Below are 20107 nucleotides of genomic sequence, written 5' to 3'. Positions count from 1 at the left end.
TCTATCCTTTCAATTCCATTCCACTCCCGATCCGGCAGGCGAAGGAACCCTCGTGACCTCCTCGGACTCTTCCCCCTCCCCGGCTCCGAACGCCGCGGAGCTGACCGCCGAGCGCGACCGCGCCCGGCGCGACTACGAGGAGCTGGTCCGGCGCGGCCTCTCCCTCGACCTCACGCGGGGCAAGCCGTCGCCGCGCCAGCTCGACCTCGCCGAGGCGCTGCTGACGCTGCCCTCGGGCGGCCACCGCGCCGCCGACGGGACCGACACCCGCAACTACGGCGGGCTGCAGGGCCTGCCGGAGCTCAGGGAGATCTTCAGCGGCCTCCTGCAGGTCCCGGCGGCGCAGCTGGTGGCGGCGGGCAACTCCAGCCTCACGCTGATGCACGACTCCGTCGTGCACGCGCTGCTCAGCCGCCTGCCGGGCGCCGAGCGCCGGTGGGCGGACGAGCCCAGGATCGCCTTCCTGTGCCCGGTGCCCGGATACGACCGGCACTTCGCCCTGTGCGAGCGGTTCGGCATCGAGCTGATCCCGGTGCCGATGACCGCCGACGGTCCCGACATGGACGTCGTGGAGGGCCTGGTCCGCGAGGACGCCCAGATCAAGGGCATCTGGTGCGTGCCCAAGTACAGCAACCCCGACGGCACCTGCTACAGCGACGAGACCGTGCGCCGCCTGGCGTCCATGCCGGCCGCGGCCCCGGACTTCCGGATCTTCTGGGACAACGCCTACGCCGTCCACCACCTGACCGACGAGCGCGTGGAGATCGCCGACCTGCTGGCGCTCTGCGCCGAGAGCGGCAACCCCGACCGGGCCTTCGTCTTCGGCTCCACCTCGAAGATCACCTTCGCCGGTGCCGGGGTCGCCTTCTTCGGCTCCTCCCCGGACAACGTGGCCTGGCTGATCGGTAACCTGGGCAAGGGCACCATCGGCCCGGACAAGGTCAACCAGCTCCGCCACGCGGAGTTCCTCCGTGACGCCGACGGCGTGCTCGCGCACATGGAGCGCCACCGCGAGCTGCTGCGGCCGAAGTTCGACGCGGTGGAGGCGATCCTCAGCAAGGAGCTGGGCGGCACGGGCCTGGCCACCTGGTCGCGTCCGGCGGGCGGCTACTTCGTCAGCCTCGACGTGCTGGAGGGCTGCGCGCGCGAGGTGGTGCGCCGCGCGACCGAGGCGGGCATCGCCCTGACGCCCGCCGGGGCGACCCACCCGTACGGGAAGGACCCCCGCGACAGCACCATCCGCATCGCGCCCAGCTACCCCGAACCGGAGGAGCTGGAGCTCGCCATCGCCGGTCTGACCGTGTGCGTGCGGCTCGTCGCCACCGAGAAGCTGCTGGAGGCGGCCGGCTGACGCGCGACCGCTCGCCGGGCTTCCCCGCTGAACGCCGCCGGGAAGCCCCTCCGGTGGTTCGCCGGCCGTACCGCCCGGGGCACCAGGCGGTTCGGCCGCTCCGTCGCGGGTTCCGGCGGAGCGTCTGCCGGCCGCTCCGCGGACTGCTCCACCGGCTGCCCCGACGAAGAGGCGGGAACGCCGCAGCGCAGCGGTGATCCATGGGACATCCTTGGATCAAGAGGTCACGGGTGGTTCGAGCCGGAGGGACGGGACTATGGCCGTCGGGTTCCGCAAAGTCGCCGGGGACATCAAGGCGCGCCGCAATCTGGACGTGTACGCCGTGGCCGCCGTCACCGTGGTCTTCGCGGTCCTGTCGACGATCGGCGACGTGCTGCCCGAAGACCTCAAGTGGACCGTCGTCCTGGCCGGGATCGGCCTGCTCGTCTACCGGGTCGCGGTGCCTCCCGAGCCCGCGCAGCGGCAGGACGACCTCCTGGGCGACCGCTCGGCCTACGAACACGTCCCGCTGCACGTCCGCTTCCGCCAGGCGCGGGACGTGCGGATCCTCGCGCCCTCGGCGGTGAACCTCCTCTCGCCGCAGACCTGCGAACTGCTGCGGAGCACCGTGCTCTCCCGCGCGGACGGCACGCTCCGGGTGCTCGTCCTCGATCCCGCCGAGACCGCGGCGGTCGGGATCGCCTCGGCCCAGCTCGACGACTCCGTCGACCTGCCCGTGCAGCGGCTGCCCGACGCGGTGCGCACCACCGTCGGCCATCTGCGGGCCATGGGCCGCTGGCAGGTGAAGGGCGAATTCGGAGCGCGGCTGCTGCCCTACAGTCCCGGTTTCAGCCTCATCGCGCTGGACCCGGACACCGCCCACGGAAAGGTGATCGTCGAGACGCACGGGTTCCGCGACACCTCGACCGCCTCCCGCATGCACCTGGAGCTCACCAGGGAGAACAGCCCCCACTGGTACGCCTACTGGCTCCAGCAGTTCGAGCACGCCTGGCAGTGCGGCTCACCGCTCGACGGCGCGGCCCGGACCTCCGGAGCCGCCCGGCCTCCCGGATCCCCCGGCACCGAAGGATCCCCCGGCACCGAAGGATCTCCCGGCCCCGAAGGGTCCGCCGGTCCCGCCGCGCCCGTCCAGGCCTGAGGGCGGCCCGGCCGGAGGCCGGGGAGGCGACGGGAAGGCCCGGGAGAAGCCGGGCCGGAAGATCGTCACGGACGTGAGGGACGGCCGGGCGGAAGATCGTCACGGACGTGAGGGACGGCCGGGCGGAAGGTCGCCACGGACGTGAGGGACGGCCGGGCGGAAAAGTTGTCACGGACGTGAGCGATGCCGCCGGGCGGAATGTGCGCCGGTGTCAGGAGACGCCCTCCTGACTCCGGGGTAACGTCCGAAGCCGGGAGGCATCCGTGTCCGCTGTCCATGACGTCGAACGCCCGCCGGCCGACATCCCCCGCGAGTTCGCCGAGGTGTTCCGGCCCTACCTGGACGACCTGGCCGACGAGATGATCGGCGAGATCCGGGCGAGCGTGCCGGAGTACTCCCGGCCGAGCGGCGCCTACGCGCGCATCGTGCGGCGGGCCGTGGAGGAGGCGCTCGCCGGGTTCGTGAACCGGGTCGGGGACCGCAGGGTGAGCCGGACCCGGCTGCTGGAGGTCTACCGGGGGATCGGCGGCGGCGAGGCGAGCGAGGGCCGCCCGCTGGACTCCCTGCAGTCCGCGCTGCGCATCTGCGCCCGGGTCGCCTGGCGGAGGCTGGCCACCGAGTCCGAGCGGCTGGACCTCTCCCGGCAGCGCATGTGCGACATCGGGGAGGCGATCCTGGTCTACCTGGACGAGATCGCCGCGGCGGCGGCCGAGGGCTACGCGGAGGCGCAGGCGAGGGCGGCGGGCGAGCTCGAACTGCGCCGCCGCAGGCTGCTCAACCTGCTGGTGGCCGACCCGCCGCCCGACGCGCGGGCGGTGGAGGACCTGTCCCGGTCGGTCGGCTGGACACCGCCGCGCACGCTCGCCTGCGTGGCGCTGGCCCCGCGCAGGCCGGGCGAGCTGCCCCGGCCCGGCCTCCCGCCCGACGTGCTCGCCGACCTCGACCGGTCCGACCCCTGCCTGGTGGTGCCCGACCCGGACGGCCCGGGCCGGCAGGCTCTCCTGCGCCCCCTGCTCTCCGACTGGACCGTGGCGGTCGGGCCCGCGGTCAGGACGGGGGAGGGTGCGCTCTCGCTGCGGCTGGCCGTACGGGCGCTGGACCTGGCGCGCCGGGGCGTGCTCGCCTCCGACGCGGTGATCAGGGTCTCCGAACACATGTCGGCGATCATGATCTTCCGGGACGAGACGCTGATCCAGCTGATGGAGCGGACGCGGCTCGCCCCGCTGCGCGGGCTCAAGCCCGGCCAGCGCGACCGGCTCGCCGAGACGCTGCTGGCTTGGCTGCAGAGCGGCTACAACGCCAACGAGGCCGCGGTACGGCTGCACATCCATCCGCAGACCGTGCGCTACCGGCTGCGCCAGGCCGTGGAACTCTTCGCCGACCAACTGAAGGACCCGGACGGCCGGTTCGAGCTGGAGGCCGTCCTGCGCGCCTGGGCGCTGCGCGCCGGGAAGAACGGCGACCGCGCCAGGCCCCTTCCCGACCGCGCCAGGCCCCTTCCCGGCCGGGCCTGACCCTTCCCGGCCGGGCCTGGCCCTCTCCGGGCCCGTCACCCCGCCCGATCGCGCCGGCCCCGCTCCGGACCTCGTCGATCTTCCGCCCCGGACCGTCGACCGCGTCGCGGATGCGAGCATCGGATCCGGTACGGGATCGGGAGGCGGGTTTCGGATGTCACACGATCGGGGGCTGCCCCGTCCTCATGACGTGAAGAACGATCTCGACGGGCTCGCGGCGGAGTTCCACGCGATCCGGCCCCGGCTGGTGGGGGTGGCCTACGGGCTGCTCGGCACCGTGGACGAGGCCGACGACGTGGTGCAGGACGCGTGGCTGCGGCTGGTCCGGACCGACCGGACGGAGATCCGGGACGTCACCGGCTGGCTGGTGGTGACGGTCTCCCGGCTGGCCCTGGACGTGCTCCGCTCGGCGCGCGTGCGCCGGGAGGAGTACGTGGGGCCGTGGTTGCCCGAACCCGTGGTGGAGGAGGCCGACCCGGCCGAGCGGGTGACGCTGGACGAGTCGATGAGCCTGGCGATGCTGGTCGTGCTGGAGTCGCTCAGCCCGGCCGAGCGCACCGCGTTCGTGCTGCACGACGTGTTCGGGCTCTCGTTCGACGAGGTGGGCCAGGCGGTCGGGCGCACGCCCGCGGCCTGCCGCCAGCTGGCGGCCCGCGCGCGGCGGCACGTCTCGGCCCGCGCACCCAGGTTCGACGTGGACACCGCCGAGCACCGCAGAGTGGTGGAGGCCTTCGCCGAGGCGTCGGCGGGCCGGGATCTCGGCGCCCTGCTGGCGCTGCTCGACCCGGACGTGGTGCTCCGCAGCGACGGCGGCGGGGTGGTCAGAGCCGCCCGGCGGCCGATCCTCGGCGCGGACCGGGTGGCCCGCTTCGTGCTCGGCGTGGCCGAGCGTTTCGGCGCGGGCCACCGCCTGCGGCCGTCCACGGTCAACGGCCGGCCGGGTCTGCTCCGCTTCCAGGGGAAGGACCTCATCGGGGTGATGGGGCTGACCGTGGCGGACGGCCGGATCACCGAGATCGACACCGTGATGAATCCCGAGAAACTGAGGAGAGTCCGATGAAGGCACGGATGAACGTCGGGGAACTGGCTCCGGAGGCGTACAAGGCGATGCTGGGCCTGGAGGGGTTCCTGCGCACCAGCACGCTGCCGCACGCCACGCTGGAGCTGGTGAAGCTGCGCGCCAGCCAGATCAACGGCTGCGGGTTCTGCGTGGACATGCACGCCCACGAGGCGAAGAAGGCCGGGGAGAGCGACGAGCGGCTCTTCTCGGTCGCGGCCTGGCGGGAGGCGCCGTACTTCACCGACGCCGAGCGGGCCGCGCTCGCCCTGGCCGAGGAGGCCACCCGGCTGGCCGACCGGGGCGAGGCCGTACCCGACGCGGTCTGGGAGGAGGCGGCCCGGCACCACGACGAGAAGACGCTGGCCGCGCTGGTCGTGGCGATCGCCACGATCAACGCGTGGAACCGCATCTGCGTGACCACCCGGCAGATCGCGGGCTCGTACCGCCAGGGCTGACGGCGCACCGACCACCCCGTCCGGCCCGGCGGCCCGCCGCCCTCCGCGCGGCCTCCCGGACGGCGCCCCGACCGCCCCGTCGCCCCCTGCACGGCCTCCCGGGCGGCGGTCGTCTCTGCGATCATGCCGGGATGACGGAGAACGGTGGGAACACGGCCGCGAGGCCGAGCAGGCGGGAGATCTCCGAGGCCGTCGGCGAGGCGGGGTGGCGGTACGTCCTGGGCGCCCTGCAGACGACGGTACGGGTGCCCTCGCTGCGCCGGGCGGCCGACGTCGCCGCGCGCCTGGCGGAGGCGGCCGGTGACGGGGCCGACGGCGGCCTCTGGATGGACGTGCGCGGCGACCGGCTGGTGCTCACGCTGCAGTCGCTCGCCGCGGCGACGGTGACCTCCGCGGAGGTGGAGCTCGCCGGCCGGATCTCCGCGGCCGTGCGGGGACTCGGCCTTCGGCCCTCACCGGGGGTCGCCGAGCCGGAGCCGCGCTCGGTGCAGCTCGTCGAGATCGCGATCGACGCGCTGGACATCGCCCGGATCCGCCCCTTCTGGAAGGCGGTGATGGGTTACGTCGACGAGCCCGGCGCGGACGGCCCGGAGGACCCGCTCGTCGACCCGTTCCGCCACGGCCCGGCGATCTGGTTCCAGCAGATGGACGAGGCCCGCCCGCAGCGCAACCGCATCCACCTGGACGTGTCCGTCCCGCACGATGAGGCGCCCCGCCGGATCGAGGCGGCCCTGGCCGCGGGCGGCGTGCTCCTGTCCGACGGGCGCGCCCCGTCCTTCTGGGTGCTGGCGGATGCGGAGGGCAACGAGGCCTGCGTGACGACCTGGCAGGGCAGGGACTGACCGGGCCGTTCATGCGAAGGCACCGTCGTCGCCCGTGTGTTCGGCGGGCGGGGCCGGCTCCCCGGAGAGCAGACGGGAGAGCAGCACGTCGCGGAGTTCGGCGGTGGTCCGGCAGATCTGCTCGTGAATCGCGATCTTCTCGTTCAGTGTGCCGAGTGTTCGGCCTATCGACTTCTGCGTGTGCATGGGAGGAAGCGCGACCGGAAGCGTGCCGAGGGTTCCGGTGCTGATGCTCGGGACGGCGGTTCCCGCGACGTTGCGCCTGAACCAGTCCTGTACGGACGGATGGCTCAGATAGTGGTTGAGATAGAGCGGGTCGACGTCCTCACCGGGACGCAGCCTGATGATGCCCGTTCCGAAGATCCACCCTGTATGTTCCACGGTCGCCAGGGCATGTCTGCCGACGCCGCCGGTTCGCACGCATACGATGTCCCCGGCCACGAGCCGATAGCGGCCCAGCTTTCCGGCGGACTCCTCGGTGATGCCGTCGGGGGTCCCCGTCAGCCTGCCGTCCGTGACGTTCCTCGGCTTCACCACGCGGACGGGACCGCCGGAGTCGGCCGGAGTGCTCGCTCCCGCCCTCAACTCGCAGACGTCGAAGAGCGGGACCTCCCGCCACATCTCGGCGAGTTCTCCCGTCAGTGACCGTGGCATCCGAGGTTCCTCATCTCCCGTTCGATCCGCACGTCGACCATCGTCGCCAGCCTGCCGAGGCGCTCCAGCTCCCGCCGGAGAGCCTCGACCGTTCGTCCTCCAGCGGGTGCGTCGGCCGCCGTCCCGGTGTACTTCCGGGGATTCAGGTTGTATCCGTGCAGACGGATCGTCTTCAGTGACACCGCCGCGGCCGAGCCGAGGCGATCATCAATGCCTTCCCCCCGCCGCCAGCCGTCGACGACGCCGGTCACCGCCTCGATGTCCGCGTCGGTGAGCTCCCGCCGGGTGCGGCCGGCCATTCGCCCCAGGCCGGAAGCGTCGACGAAGAGCGCCTCGTTCCGAGGCGTGCCCGGAGGAGTCAGCAGCCAGATACCGACGGCGATGTCCGTTGAGTGGAAGAGCCGGGGAGGCAGGACGATCACGCCTTCGACACAGCCGTCGTCCACCATGCGGGATCGGATCACGTGCTCGCTCGGGTTCTGAGAGAAGGCGGCGTTGAGCGCCATGAGAACGGCTGCCCGTCCACCGGATGCGAGCAGTCCGGCCACATGTTGCAGCCAGGCGAAGTCGGCTCTGTGCGCCGGCGGTGGTCCATAGAGCCAGGCCCCGTGGTCCTGAGGGCCGTCGGGGCACCAGCCGCCCATGTTGAAGGGGGGATTGGTGACGATCCAGGTGAACGGGCCGTGGGGATGGGTCGCGCCGCACAGGGCATGAGCCGGCTGGATACGCAGTTCCGCGTCTGCGCCGTGCAGCTGCAGGTTCATGCGGGCCAGTGCGAGTGACTCGGCGTTCAACGCGGTGCCGTGCACCTGGAAAGGCGTGCGGCCGTTCGTCTCCCGGGCGTGGACCGCCGCTGCGGTGAGGAGTTCGGCCGTTCCGCAGGCAGGATCGTAGACCTCTCGTGCGATGGCCGGTGCGGAGACGCCGACCAGCATGCGCACCACGGATTCGGGAGTGTGGAACTCACCGCCGCGGCGGCCTTCGAGCGTGGCGAAGCGGCTGAGGAGCAGGTGAAAGGCTTCGGCCCCACCGAGTTCGCCGACGAAACGGTCGACGATGGCGGCGATGTCCGCAAGCTGCTGGGCGGTCCGGTCGTTCACCCGGAGGTCTCGCAGCGCGATGTGAACCTCAGGGGTCTTGTTCTCCAGCGCCGGGATGACCTGCTCGATCCCCTCGGCGGCCCATCCGTCCTCGTCCCGGGATCGCAGGTAGACGAGGCCGAGCACGAGGTTCCGGTAACGGAGCACGTCCACCGGCCCGCGCAGTCGCAGAAGGTCCTCCCACAAGGAGTTCGTCGTGTTCGACCCGGTGGAAGGAGCGTTCTCCGGCGTTCCGGGTGAGGGCCTGAGGGATCCTGCGCCGACTGACGCCGATCCTGCGTCGACCGACGCCGATCCTGCGTCGACCGACGCCGCGAGGTTCCTGCGGAAGCGTTCACCGTAGGTCGAGCCCGCCTGTTCTCCTGCCACGCGTGCATTGCTCGGGATCGGGCGTCCGTCCAGCCACGCGGCGATGGAGCGGACCTCGAAGAGCTCCTCTCCTCCGATGTCCACCGCCTTGGGAAAGTCCTGATGGCGGCGTGCCCAGTTGGTCACGGCGGGACGTCGCACCTCGGCCAGCCGCGCGACGTCGGACCGGGACAGGTGGCCGTCAGGCATGTTCGCCGCCGTCGTTCCCCGGTTTCCGGCCGAGTATCTCCGGTACTCGGTCGAAGCCCTGCAGCCAGGTGACGATCTCGGGCTCGAGGTAACCCAGGAGCCGATAGATCTTGGCATGGTCGGCGGGCAGATGCCGATGGTGGACGGGCTCATGATGCATGATCCGGTTGCGGAGCAGCACCATGGCCTGAAAGTTGTCGCGCAGTACGGAGCGGCGGCCCGCGTAGTACGGAAAGGCCCGGTGCAAGGCGGGAACCCACAGGTGGCGGTCGTAGGAACTGCTCAGCAGGGATACCCAGAAGCCGAAGGACAGTTCTGCCACCACGTCGTCAGCCGTGGGGCGGCCGACCCCTTTGCGCCGCAGGTCGTCTCTGGCTTTTGCGACCTTGCCGGAGTCGTGTTTCTTCAACGGCGCGGCCTCCCACCAGTCGGCGCGGCCGTACCTCTCGAGGAGCCGATCGTGTACGGCGTTCCGCAGACCGATCTCAAGGCAGTGCAGGGAGCCGTAGAAGGCCTGTGATACCTCGACGTTCCAGCGGTACAGGCGCCAGGCCCGTGCACTGTCTCCGTGGGAGGCGACCAGATAAGGCTTCAGGCGGGGCTCGGAGAAGGCCCGTCTTGACCATTCGGGCAGCTCAGAACTCACGATGACACTCCTGGAAGTATCCGTTGTGGGGGGATGGCGCCGGTGGGTAGACTTGAGATGTACGCCCCGGGTTCGCCTCTGCTTCGCATGCCACCCGGGGCACGGCTTTTTCTACGCCGGCTCGGCCGGCTCGGCCGGCCGGTCGCCGGACGAGCCGTCGCCTCGAAGAGAACTTCGCTGCAGGGATCACGGTAACCGTTTGCCCCTACACGTTCAAGCGTATAGCAATACAAAAAAGTGTTAACGCCGTCCGGGGGCGGAGCTCCGTGTCGTCATCGCGATGAGTCGCCGTCGCCGTCGAAGGATCTCGAGGCGGGTGCCGGTCAGGCGGTCACCTCTTCGGGATGACCGGGAGCCGCTCCGGACGGCGGACGATGTGCCCGGTGGTCCACGGCACGGCGTCCGCCGGTTCGGCCAGGGCGAGGCCGGGGAGCCGCTCGGTCAGCACGGCGAGCGCCTCGACCAGCTCCAGGCGGGCCAGGTTCGCGCCGAGGCAGTAGTGGGCGCCGCGGCCGAACGCCAGGTGCCCCGGACCGTCGCGGCCGATGACGAAGCGGTCGGGCTCGGGGAAGGCCGCGGGGTCATGGTTGGCCGCGCAGGGCGGGGCCATGACGGCCTCGCCCCGCCGTACGCGGCCGCAGGAGAGCTCGACGTCCTCGGTGGCGACGCGGAGCAGGCCGACGTCCCCGGGCTCCTCCATGCGGAGCAGCTCCTCGACGGCGGGCGCGACCAGCTCGGGGGAGTCCACCAGGCGGGCGTACTCGCCGTCCGGGCCCAGCAGCCGGAGCAGGGCGCGGGACAGCACCGAGGCCGTCGTCTCGTGACCGGCGAGGAAGAGCCCGAGCGTGATGCGGATCAGCTCCTCCTCGTTGAGCTTGTCGCCCTCGTCGTGGGCCTCGATGAGCGCGGTGAGCAGCCCCTCGCCGGGGGCGAGGCGGTGCGCGGCGATGAGCTCGGAGATGTAGGCCCCGAACTCGATCATCGCGGCGATCTGCTCGTCGGGGGTGAGCGCCGAGGTGGAGAGCGCGGCGTCGGACCACTCCCGGACCCGCTCGACGTCGAGGTCCTCGACGCCCATGACGTCGCAGATCACCTGGACCGGCAGGGGGAAGGCGAAGCCGGAGACGAAGTCGACCGGGCCGTCCTGCTCCAGCATCCCGTCGACCAGCCGGTGCGCGACCGTGCGCACCCGGGGCCGCCACGCCGCGATCTGCCGGGGGGTGAAGGTCCCGGACAGCAGCCGCCGCAGCCGGGTGTGGCGCGGCGGGTCCATGGAGATGATGCTCCCGGGCGCGTCGGCGATGTCGAACCCGGGGAGGAAGCGCGGCGCCCCGGGGTAGTCGAGCTCCCGGGAGAAGCGCGGGTCGCTCAGGACCGTGGCGACGTCGTCGTACCGTACGGCCAGCAGGGCGCGGTCCCCGCTGGGCATCTCGACCGGTCCGAGGGGCTCCTCGCGGTGACGGCGGCCGTACTCGGTGGGAGGGCCCTGGTGCGGCCCGGGGGCGAACGGGAACTGCGCGGCGTCCGACATCAATCGACCGTATCAACGGAACCTCCGGCCGGGAAGGAGCCTTCCCGGACCTCCCGGCGGAGGTCCGCTCCCGGACCCGCCGGGTCCCGGTCAGGCGGCGGCACCGGTCATCGAGCGGAGCCGCCGGACCCGGGGCGGCACCGGTCATCGAGCGGAGCCGCCGGACCCAACGCGGCATCGGCCACCGGGCGGAGCCGCCGGGCCCGGGGCGGTGTGCGCACGCCGGTTTCCCCCGCCGGGACGGGGGCATTCGCCCGTCATGATGCGCAACCTGGTCAGAGGAGCCGCAGGAGGCGTGCTCGCCACCGCGGTGATGAGCGTGGTGATGGTCGCCGGGGAGAGGGCCGGACTGATGGGCGACCAGCCGCCCGAACGCATCGTCCGTGCCGCCCTGCCCGGGCATCGGCACCGGCCCAAGCCCGGCGAGGGGGTCCTGGGCGCGATCGCCCACTTCGGGTTCGGTGCCACCGCCGGCGCCCTGTACGGCCTGCTCTCCCGCGGGCGGCGGGTCGCTCCGCCGCTCGGCGTCGTCTACGCCCTGGGGATCTGGGTCGGCAGCTACGCGGGCTGGGTGCCCCGCCTGGGGATCCTGCCCTCGATCCCGCGCGACCGGCCGGGGCGCCCCCTGGTGATGGGCACGGCCCATGTGGTGTACGGCGCGGCGCTCGCTCTCGCGCTGAACCGGATGAACGGCGGTGACCGCGCCGGGTGCGGGGACGACGGGCCCGGCGCGTCCCCGCAGGTCCCCGTTTCCGCAGGTCCTCCCGGCCTTTCCCGGGTATGAACCCGTAGGGCCCCGTCCGGGGCCGTGCGCCGACCGAGCGGAGGCGGGGAAATGGAGATCGTGTCGTTCCGCACTCCGGGCCTGGGCGACCAGAGCCACCTGCTGGTCCACGAGGGCAGGGGGGTGCTCGTCGACCCCCAGCGCGACGTCGACCGGTTCCTGCGGGTCGTCGCCGAACGGGACGTGGAACTGCGGTTCGTGCTGGAGACCCACCTGCACAACGACTACGTCTCGGGCGCCGAGCAGGCCGCCCTGCGCACCGGGGCCGAACTGGTGCTGCCCGCCGCGGCCGCGGCCGCCTACCGGCACACCCCCGCCTTCCACCTGGAGGACCTCGCGGGCGGGCGGGGCCTGGTCGTCCGCCCGATCCACACCCCGGGCCACACCCCCGAGCACACCAGCTACCTGGTGCTGGCCGACGGCGAGCCGGCGGCCCTCTTCTCCGGCGGCAGCCTGCTGGTGGCCTCGGCCGGCCGCCCCGACCTGCTGGGCCCCGAGCGGGCCCGCACCCTGGCCCGCCTGCAGTACGGCTCGCTGCGCCGGCTGGCGGCGCTGCCCCCGCGGACCGGCCTGTTCCCCACCCACGGCGAGGGCTCGTTCTGCACGTCCTCCGGTGCGGGCCGGCACACCTCCACCATCGGGGCGGAGCTCACCGGCAACCCGCTGCTGGCCCTCGCCGTCGGCGGCACGGACGCCGCGGAGCCCGGGGCCCCCACGGACGCCGCGGGGCCCGGATCCTCCATGGACGCCGCGGGGCCCGGATCCTCCATGGACGCCGGCGACGCCGCGGAGGCCTTCGCCGACGCGCTGCTCGCCGAGCCGATGCCGATCCCGGCGTTCTACCGGCACATGGGCAGAGCCAACACCCTCGGCGTGCCGCCGATGCCCTCGCCGAGGGTTCCCGAGCTCACCGCCACCGCCGTGCACGCAGCGGCGCGGGTGGTCGACGTCCGCCCGCGGAGGGCGCAGGCGCAGGGGGCCCTTCCCGGATCCGTCGGGATCGAGCCGGGCGACGACTTCGGCAGCTGGGCCGGGTGGCTGCTGCCGTACCGGACGCCGATCGTGCTGGTCGCCGAGCGGGACCAGGACGTCACCGAGGAGGTCGTCCAGCTCGCGCGGATCGGGATGGACACGGTGTGCGGCGTCGTCCGCGACCTCGGCCCGGCGGCCACCCAGACCTTCACGCTCGTGGACCTGCCCGCCTTCCTCAGGCATCTCGCCCTGCCCGGCGCGCAGGTGCTCGACGTGCGGATGCCCGCCGAGCGGAAGGCGGCCCGGCTGGACGGAGCGGTGGAGCGCTTCCTGCCCGATCTGGTGACCGAGGGCGTGCCGGAGGCCCTCGACCAGGACCGCCCCGTGCTGGTCGCCTGCGGTTCGGGCCGCCGGGCCTCCATTGCCGCGACCCTGCTGGCCGGGGAGGGCCACCGGCCCGTCGTGCTGACAGGTGCCGGGATCCCCGACGTGATCACCGCCCGCACCGCGCACCAAGCCGCCTGACGGTCCGCGGAGGGAAACGACCCAGGGAGAACGGCCGAGGGAGAACGACCGAGGGCCCGGCCGCCATCTCTGGCGACCGGGCCCTCGGCCTCGGGAAGTCACTGCAACGTCGGGGTGACAGGATTTGAACCTGCGACCTCTTCGTCCCGAACGAAGCGCGCTACCAAGCTGCGCTACACCCCGGTGCACGCCGTCTTGCTCGTGCTTGGGAAAGTCTAGCGGACTTCGTGGATGCTTGTGCCACCCCGGCGGCGCGGTACGAGCGTGAGGAGCGAAGCCTCCGGGAAGCAGGCGAACCGGACCGGGGAGTACGGGCTGGTGCCGAGGCCCGCGGAGACGTGGAGGTAGGCGGCGTCGTGGCGGCTCAGGCCCTTGACGCGGGCCCGGTCGATGCCGCAGTTGGTGACGAGTGCACCGTAGAACGGGACGCAGAGCTGGCCGCCGTGGGTGTGCCCGGCCAGCAGGAGCTGGTAGCCGTCGGCGGCGAAGCGGGTCATGTTGCGGGGCTCAGGGGAGTGCATCACGCCCAGGCGGAGGTCGGCGTCCGCGGGGGCGGGACCGGCGATCCGGTCGTAGCGGTCGTAGTCGATGTGGGAGTCATGGATGCCGCCCACGGCCACGTCGAGGTCGGCGACCTTGATCCGGGCGGTGGTGTTGTTCATGTCGAGCCAGCCCTCGGCCGCCATCCCGGCGCCGAGCTCCTCCCAGGGCAGGTCGGGCGTGTTGCGGCGGTTGTCGCCCTTGGAGGTCCGCCACAGGTAGCGCGCGGGGTTCTTGGGGCGCGGGGAGTAGAGGTCGTTGGAGCCGTACACGAACAGGCCGGGGCGCTGCAGCAGGGGCTCCAGGGCGTGCAGCAGGGCGGGGACCGCCTCGGGGTGGGCGATCGAGTCGCCGGTGTTCACCACCAGATCGGGCCGGAGGTCGCCCAGGGAGCGGACCCACTCGATGAGCAGCCGGCGGCCGGGGGTGAGGTGCAGGTCGGAGAGGTGCAGGACGCGCACCGGACGCCGTCCGGGCTCCAGCACCGGCACGTCGAAACGCCGCAGCCGGAACGCGTTGCGCTCGATGACCGAGGCGTAGGCCAGACCGGCCAGGCCGGCGCCGAGCAGGGACAGGGGCACTGCGGCTGCTTTCCTCACCCCTCCATCATGCCCGAGCCGGGCCGCCGATCCGGCCCGCCGGAAGGAAACCCGGAATACAACCGGGCTGGTGAGGCGGCAAGATGGACCGCATGAGCGCATTGAAGGACAAGCTGAAGGCCGATCTGACGGCCTCGATGAAGAGCAGGGACGAGATCCGCACCCGGACGATCCGGATGGCCCTGGCGGCCGTGAACGTCGAGGAGGTCTCGGGCAGGACCTCCCGCGAGCTGACCGACGACGAGATCGTCAAGGTGCTGACGAAGGAGGCCAAGAAGCGCCGCGAGGCGGCCGAGGCCTTCGGTGGAGCCGGCCGCACCGAGCAGGCGAAGGCCGAGATGGACGAGCAGGCCATCCTGGAGGAGTACCTCCCGGCCCAGCTCTCCGACTCCGAGCTCGCCGCGCTCGTGGAGGAGGCCGTGGCGGAGAGCGGGGCGGCCGGGCCGCAGGCGATGGGGCAGGTCATGAAGGTCCTCAACCCCAAGGTCGCCGGGCGGGCCGAGGGCGGCCGGGTGGCCCAGGCCGTACGGGCCCGCCTGGCGGGCTGAGAGCCCCGGAGACGGCTTCGGGCCGACGTGAAGAGAGAGCCCTCCTCGGCCGTCACCGGCCCCGAGGAGGGCTCTCTTCCTGTCTTAGCGGCGCCGCCGCGGGCGGTCAGGGAATGATCGGGGCGCCGCCGTTCGCGTCGCCCCAGCCGTCCGGGGACTCCACGTCGTTGCCGCCGCCGCCATCACCGTCGCCACCGCGGCCGCCGCCGTCACCGTCGACCTTGGCGGGCTTCTTGGGCGGCGGGGCGCACCGGCCGGCCGAGCAGCCGCCGAAGCGCTCCATGTTCACCGGGGTGAACGGCGTCGCCTCCACGCCCTTCAACGCGCCGATCATGGACTGCTTCCAGATCGGCCCGGCGATCGAGGCGCCGTACACGTAGGAGTAGTAGCGCCCGCCGATGGTCACGCCGACCAGGTCGTGCTCGAAGGCGCCGCGCGGGTCGCCGATGCTGACCGCGGAGGCCAGGTCGGGGGTGAAACCGGCGAACCAGGCCGCGGTGTAGGCGTCGGTGGTCCCGGTCTTGCCGGCCGCGGGGCGGCCGATGCCGCCGACGCCGCTCATCGTGCCCTTGGTGAAGACCCCGGACATGATGTGCGCGGCCGCGTCGGCGACCTCCTCGTCCAGGACCTGCTTGCACTTCGGCTTGTAGGAGGTGGCCTTGTTGTTCCGGTCGCGGATCTCGGTGATGGCCATCGGCTTGCAGTAGGCGCCGCGGGCGCCGATCGTCGCGTAGGCGGCGGAGACCGTCACCGGGTCCATCTCGTTGATGCCGAGGGTGAAGGTCTCGAACTCCTTCAGCGGCTGCCCGTCGGCGCGCTTGATGCCGAGCTTCTGGGCGGTCTTGACGGTCTCGCAGAGTCCGACGACCTCCTCCAGTTTCATGAAGAAGGTGTTCACCGAGCCGAGGGTGCCGGTGGTCAGGGTCTTGAAGCCGCCGCCGCCCTCGCTGGAGTTGTGGACCGGATGCGAGGGCTCGCCCACCCGGTTGCCCTTGCAGTCGCGGAAGGCGCTGCTGCTCGGCGCGTGGTAGGTCGAACCGGTGCTGAAGCCGTCGTTCAGCTTCATGCCCTTCTCCAGGGCCGCGAGCAGGGTGATGGGCTTGAAGGTGGAGCCCGCCTGGAACCCGGCGCCGCCGCCGTGCAGCACGTCGGCGGCGAGGTTGTAGCTGATCTCGTTCTTCTTCTTGTTCTGGCCGAACTTGCGGCTGGCGGCCATCGCCTTGATGGCGCCGGTGCCCGGCACGACCATCGCCTGCGCGGCGACCGGCTTGTCGGTGGTCTTGACGTAGGCCTTGATGGCCTTCTCGGCGGCCTTCTGCGCCTGCGTGTCGAGCGTCGTCTTGATCGTCAGGCCGCCGCGCTGGAGGAACTTCTTGCGTGCCTCGGGGGTCTTGCCGAAGTCCTCGTTGTTGAGGATCTCGTGCTGGGCGTAGAGGCAGAAGTAGGGGTAGGGGCTCTCGTCGCAGCCGCCGGGGACCGGGACGTCCTTGTAGCCGAGCTTCTTGGCCTTGGCCTCCTCGGCCTCCGCCTTCGTGATCTTGCCGAGCTTGGCCATCGTGTCCAGCACGAGGTTGCGCCGCTCCAGCAGCCGGGCGCGGGCGGCCTTGCCGGTGTTGGGGTCGGTCACGCTGGGGTTCTGCACGGCCCCGGCCAGCGTGGCGGCCTCCCACAGGGTCAGCTTGGAGGCCGGCTTGCCGAAGAACCGCTTGGCGGCGGCCTGGATGCCGTGCGCGCCCGCGCCGAAGTAGGAGATGTTGAGGTAGCGCTCGAGGATCTCCGACTTGGTGTACTTTTCCTCGATGGCCAGCGCGTAGCGCAGCTCCTTGAGCTTGCGTTCGAGGGTGGGCGCCTGGGCGGCGGCCTGCTCCTCCTTGGTCTCGGCGCTGTTGACCAGGACGAGCTTGACGTACTGCTGGGTGATCGACGAGCCGCCCTGGACGACGCCGCCGCCGGTGAAGTTCTTCACCGCGGCGCGGGCCGTGCCCTCCAGGTCGAGCGCCCCGTGCTCGTAGAACCGGTAGTCCTCGATCGCGACGATGGCGGTCTTCATGACGTCGGCGATCTGGTCGAGTCTCACCGACTCGCGGTTCTCGAAGTAGAACTGGGCGAACTGCTTGCCGTCGGCGTCCAGCAGGACGGTCCGCTCGGGCAGCGGCGGCTCCTTGAGCTCCTCCGGCTGCAGGTGCAGCTCCTGGATGGCGGACTTCACCGTCACGCCCGCACCACCCATCGCCGGAAGCGCGATGGCAGCGACCAACACCCCCGCGGCGGCGCCCGCGGTGACGAGCCGCAGGACGTTGCCCACTGCCGACTTCTGATCTTTGCCTTGAGCTTGCACGAGAACAAGAGTACGTCGGGTGGACGGCTCGAACGGTAACGGAACACCGTTCGTGCTTGGCGTTCCCTTGAATCGACGATAGGTAACTAGTCATTCCCGGCCACATGGCCGCCCATGACCATGCAAGAAATTGGTCCCGCCGGGGTCTGTCCGCCCGAACGTCTGATTGCGTACGTTCTTCTTCTGCGGCAACTGAATACGGAAGCCCGACGACCGCGCCCGTCGGCTCCAAGTCACGACTGACCACCTAAGGGGAGTGGGGTCGAATGTGGATCACGGATTGGACGTCCAGCGCGGCCTGCAAGGGTGCGGATCCTGACGCGCTGTTCGTCCAGGGCGCTGCCCAGAACCGGGCGAAGCTCATCTGCCGAGGGTGCCCGGTCCGAACCGAGTGCCTCGCCGACGCGTTGGACAACCGCATCGAGTTCGGGGTGTGGGGCGGGATGACCGAGCGGGAACGCCGGGCGCTGCTGCGCCGGCGACCCGATGTCGACTCCTGGCGGGACCTGCTGGAACTGGCCAAGGAAGAGTACGAGCGGACGAACGAGCTGATCGCCGGCTGAGCCCGCGAGCCGCCCCGGCATGATTTCGACCCCGTACGGCCGGCGCCGCCCGCCGGCCGTACCCATGTCGTCCGAACCCGGTCCGTGCGCGTTCGTTCCGCGCCCGCCCGCGGCGCGGAACGGCGTGCCGGTGCCCGGGGACGGCGCCCGGTGCGGTGCCGGAGCGAGGCGGTCCCGGGCGGGTCAGGCCGCCGGGCGCCACCGCCCGGCCAGGAGCTCTCCCACCTCGCGCAGGCCCTCCAGGTCGTGCACGTCCGTGGGCATCGCGGCGACCTGGACGATCGGCACCGTGGGGTGGGCGGAGACGAAGTGCTCCTGCTCGCGGTGCTCCCGGGCGGCCAGCTGCATGCGGTCGGCGTGCAGCCGCAGCACCGCGGAGGTCAGCTCGTGCTCGCCCCGCGCCTCCAGGTCCTCGGCCGCCGCGCTGCTCCGGGCCGCCGACAGCCCGGTGACGGGCGAGCGGTGGACCCGGTTGACCACGAGCCCGGCCAGCGGCATGCGCTCCTCGGCCAGCCGCTCGACGAAGTACGAGGCCTCGCGCATCGCGTCCCGCTCGGGGGCGGCGACGACCACGAACGCGGTCCCGGGGGCCTGCAGCAACCGGTAGGTCTGGTCGGCGCGTGCCCGGAACCCGCCGAAGACGGCGTCCAGGGCGGACACGAACGTCTGCAGGTCCTTGAGCACCTGCGCGCCCAGCAGCTTGGTCAGGGTCCCGGCGACGAACCCGAAGCCGGCGTTGAACAGCTTGAAGGCGCTGCGCCCGCCGACCTTCGCCGGGGCGGTCAGCAGGCGGATGAGCCGCCCGTCGAGGAAGCGGCCGAGCCGTTCCGGCGCGTCCAGGAAGTCCAGGGCGGACCGGGAGGGCGGGGTGTCCACGATGATCAGGTCCCAGTCGCCCGACCGGCGGAGCTGGCCGAGCTTCTCCATCGCCATGTACTCCTGCGTGCCGGAGAAGCTGGACGACAGGGACTGGTAGAAGGGGTTCGTCAGGATCTGCCGGGCCCGCTCCGGATCGGCGTGCGCCTCGATGATCTCGTCGAAGGTCCGCTTCATGTCGAGCATCATGGCGTGCAGCTCGCCCTCGCCGTCCACGCCCGCGACGGGCCGGGGCGTGTTGTCGAGCTCGGTCAGGCCCATCGACTGGGCCAGCCGCCGCGCCGGGTCCACGGTGAGGACCACGGCGCTGCGCCCGCGCTCGGCGGCGCGCAGTCCCAGGGCGGCCGCGGTGGTGGTCTTGCCCACGCCTCCGGAGCCGCAGCAGACGATGATCCGGGTGTTGCGGTCGTCGATGATCGCGTCGAGGTCGAGCACGGGGGCGGTGCGGTGCCCTCCGGTCCGCTCGTTCATGCTGCTCCCTGGGTGCGGATCGATTCGGCCAGTTCGTACAGCCCGGCGAGGTCCACGCCGTCCGGCAGTAGCGGCAGTTCGTAGCGGGGCCGCCCGGCGGCGTCGAGCGAGGCCCGCTCCTGGCGCTCCAGCTCGGTGCGGCGGGCGTGCTCGACGATCTCCTCGGTGAGGGCCGCGGCCACGGCGGCGGCGTCGGCCCCGTCGGCCAGCCCGGCGGCCTTGAGGCCCAGCGCCAGCTCGTCCGGGTCGAACCGGCCCGCGGCGGCCGCCTCGACGGCCTCGGCGGGCAGCAGCGAGGTCCTGACCATGTTGGTGAAGACGCCGCCGGGAGGCAGGCCCGCCGCGCGCAGCTCGGCCAGCCCGTCGAGGGTCTCCTGGACGGGCATCTCCTCCAGGAGGGTGACGAAGTGCACCGCGGTCTCGGGTGAGGCGACGACGCCGTTCACCAGGTCGGCGTGGTTCTTGATCGGGCCCATCCTGGCCAGCCCCGCGACCTCGTTGGTGACGTTCAGGAAGCGCACGATCCGGCCGGTCGGCGGGGCGTCCAGCACCACCGCGTCGTAGGTCCGCCGGCCCTCCTTGTCCCTGCGCCGCACCGCCTCGGTCGTCTTGCCGGTGACGAGGACGTCGCGGAAACCGGGGGCGATGGTGGTGGCGAAGTCGACGATGCCCAGCTTGCTCAGCGCCCGGCCCGCCCGGCGCATGCCGTAGAACATCTCGAGGTAGTCGAGCATGGCCTCTTCGGGATCGACGGCCAGCGCGTGGACGTCGCCGCCCCCCGGGGCGACGGCGATCTTCCGTTCCTCGTACGGCAGCGGCGGCAGGTCGAAGATCTGTGCGATCCCCTGGCGCCCCTCGACCTCGACCAGCAGGACCTTCCGTCCGCCCGCGGCGAGCGCGAGGGCGAGCGCGGCGGCGACCGTGGTCTTCCCGGTGCCGCCCTTGCCGGTGACGACGTGAAGCCGTACCCCATCCCAGTCGGTGTCGCGCGCTTTCACAGTTCGAAGGCTACCCAACGGTTACTTGGCGACTCGCGCGGGCC

Annotated in this window: 18 protein-coding genes and 1 tRNA gene; 10 read left to right on the top strand and 9 right to left on the bottom strand. The window is 72.1% G+C overall.

Annotated elements, in window-relative coordinates; translation table 11 throughout:
• The first annotated feature begins 52 nt into the window (after nucleotides 1–52).
• From IEZ06_RS21165 to IEZ06_RS21140, 6 genes are all read left to right on the top strand, one after another.
• A complete protein-coding gene (locus tag IEZ06_RS21165; protein ID WP_189238427.1) occupies nucleotides 53–1351 on the top strand; it encodes an aspartate aminotransferase type Ic in 1299 nt (432 codons plus the stop codon).
• Nucleotides 1352–1607: 256 nt separating this feature from the next.
• A complete protein-coding gene (locus IEZ06_RS21160; protein ID WP_189238426.1) occupies nucleotides 1608–2489 on the top strand; it encodes a collagen-like triple helix repeat-containing protein in 882 nt (293 codons plus the stop codon).
• Between the two features lie 263 nt (nucleotides 2490–2752).
• Entirely contained in the window at nucleotides 2753–4003 is a 1251-nt protein-coding gene (locus IEZ06_RS21155) for a PucR family transcriptional regulator (protein ID WP_229798488.1), read from the top strand.
• Nucleotides 4004–4193: 190 nt separating this feature from the next.
• Complete coding sequence (gene sigJ, locus IEZ06_RS21150) at nucleotides 4194–5063, top strand: RNA polymerase sigma factor SigJ (RefSeq protein WP_229798486.1); 870 nt, start codon at nucleotides 4194–4196, stop codon at nucleotides 5061–5063.
• Entirely contained in the window at nucleotides 5060–5518 is a 459-nt protein-coding gene (locus IEZ06_RS21145; RefSeq protein ID WP_068898037.1) for a carboxymuconolactone decarboxylase family protein, read from the top strand. Before sigJ ends, IEZ06_RS21145 begins: the two co-directional genes overlap by 4 nt.
• Nucleotides 5519–5649: 131 nt before the next feature.
• Entirely contained in the window at nucleotides 5650–6360 is a 711-nt protein-coding gene (locus IEZ06_RS21140) for a 4a-hydroxytetrahydrobiopterin dehydratase family protein (protein WP_189238424.1), read from the top strand.
• 9 nt (nucleotides 6361–6369) lie between these two features.
• Here the strand turns inward: IEZ06_RS21140 and IEZ06_RS21135 are convergent, their stop codons facing one another.
• From IEZ06_RS21135 to IEZ06_RS21120, 4 genes are all read right to left on the bottom strand, one after another.
• A complete protein-coding gene (locus IEZ06_RS21135) occupies nucleotides 6370–7014 on the bottom strand; it encodes a restriction endonuclease subunit S (protein ID WP_189238423.1) in 645 nt (214 codons plus the stop codon).
• Nucleotides 6999–8672, bottom strand: a complete 1674-nt coding sequence (locus IEZ06_RS21130) for an N-6 DNA methylase (protein ID WP_189238422.1) — start codon at nucleotides 8670–8672, stop codon at nucleotides 6999–7001. The genes IEZ06_RS21135 and IEZ06_RS21130 overlap by 16 nt, the downstream gene beginning before the upstream one ends.
• Entirely contained in the window at nucleotides 8665–9318 is a 654-nt protein-coding gene (locus tag IEZ06_RS21125; RefSeq protein WP_189238421.1) for a hypothetical protein, read from the bottom strand. The genes IEZ06_RS21130 and IEZ06_RS21125 overlap by 8 nt, the downstream gene beginning before the upstream one ends.
• A 331-nt stretch (nucleotides 9319–9649) precedes the next feature.
• Nucleotides 9650–10849, bottom strand: coding sequence for a cytochrome P450 (locus IEZ06_RS21120; protein ID WP_189238420.1), 1200 nt, complete (start codon nucleotides 10847–10849; stop codon nucleotides 9650–9652).
• A 259-nt stretch (nucleotides 10850–11108) separates the two neighbouring features.
• Here IEZ06_RS21120 and IEZ06_RS21115 point away from each other — a divergent pair, with 259 nt between their 5' ends.
• Both IEZ06_RS21115 and IEZ06_RS21110 read left to right on the top strand, forming a co-directional pair.
• Nucleotides 11109–11633 (top strand): DUF6789 family protein, encoded by a 525-nt coding sequence (locus IEZ06_RS21115; RefSeq protein ID WP_203872038.1) that lies wholly within the window; start codon nucleotides 11109–11111, stop codon nucleotides 11631–11633.
• A gap of 51 nt (nucleotides 11634–11684) precedes the next feature.
• Nucleotides 11685–13130, top strand: a complete 1446-nt coding sequence (locus tag IEZ06_RS21110; RefSeq protein WP_189238419.1) for a rhodanese-like domain-containing protein — start codon at nucleotides 11685–11687, stop codon at nucleotides 13128–13130.
• Nucleotides 13131–13239: 109 nt separating this feature from the next.
• On the opposite strand, the gene IEZ06_RS21105 is transcribed toward IEZ06_RS21110, so the two are convergent.
• Both IEZ06_RS21105 and IEZ06_RS21100 read right to left on the bottom strand, forming a co-directional pair.
• A tRNA-Pro gene (locus IEZ06_RS21105) sits at nucleotides 13240–13313 on the bottom strand.
• A gap of 32 nt (nucleotides 13314–13345) precedes the next feature.
• Nucleotides 13346–14269: a metallophosphoesterase gene (locus IEZ06_RS21100; protein ID WP_229798484.1), complete on the bottom strand. Its 924-nt coding sequence runs from the start codon at nucleotides 14267–14269 to the stop codon at nucleotides 13346–13348.
• Nucleotides 14270–14361: 92 nt separating this feature from the next.
• Between IEZ06_RS21100 and IEZ06_RS21095 the strand changes: the two genes are divergently transcribed.
• Entirely contained in the window at nucleotides 14362–14817 is a 456-nt protein-coding gene (locus tag IEZ06_RS21095) for a GatB/YqeY domain-containing protein (RefSeq protein WP_189238417.1), read from the top strand.
• Nucleotides 14818–14923: 106 nt separating this feature from the next.
• Here the strand turns inward: IEZ06_RS21095 and IEZ06_RS21090 are convergent, their stop codons facing one another.
• Nucleotides 14924–17122 (bottom strand): transglycosylase domain-containing protein, encoded by a 2199-nt coding sequence (locus IEZ06_RS21090; RefSeq protein ID WP_307811721.1) that lies wholly within the window; start codon nucleotides 17120–17122, stop codon nucleotides 14924–14926.
• Between the two features lie 299 nt (nucleotides 17123–17421).
• Here IEZ06_RS21090 and IEZ06_RS21085 point away from each other — a divergent pair, with 299 nt between their 5' ends.
• Nucleotides 17422–17718, top strand: a complete 297-nt coding sequence (locus tag IEZ06_RS21085) for a WhiB family transcriptional regulator (RefSeq protein WP_068898049.1) — start codon at nucleotides 17422–17424, stop codon at nucleotides 17716–17718.
• 183 nt (nucleotides 17719–17901) lie between these two features.
• Here IEZ06_RS21085 and bagB read toward each other — a convergent pair whose 3' ends face one another.
• Complete coding sequence (gene bagB, locus IEZ06_RS21080; protein ID WP_189238415.1) at nucleotides 17902–19065, bottom strand: ATPase BagB; 1164 nt, start codon at nucleotides 19063–19065, stop codon at nucleotides 17902–17904.
• Entirely contained in the window at nucleotides 19062–20063 is a 1002-nt protein-coding gene (bagA, locus tag IEZ06_RS21075) for an ATPase BagA (protein WP_189238414.1), read from the bottom strand. Before bagA ends, bagB begins: the two co-directional genes overlap by 4 nt.
• Nucleotides 20064–20107 lie beyond the last annotated feature (44 nt).

Origin of the sequence: Planomonospora antibiotica (assembly GCF_014647955.1) — a bacterium.
In the GTDB taxonomy this organism is placed as follows: domain Bacteria; phylum Actinomycetota; class Actinomycetes; order Streptosporangiales; family Streptosporangiaceae; genus Planomonospora; species Planomonospora parontospora.
The sequence above is the reverse complement of the archived record's forward strand: the minus strand, read 5'-3'. Positions and strand labels throughout refer to the sequence as shown.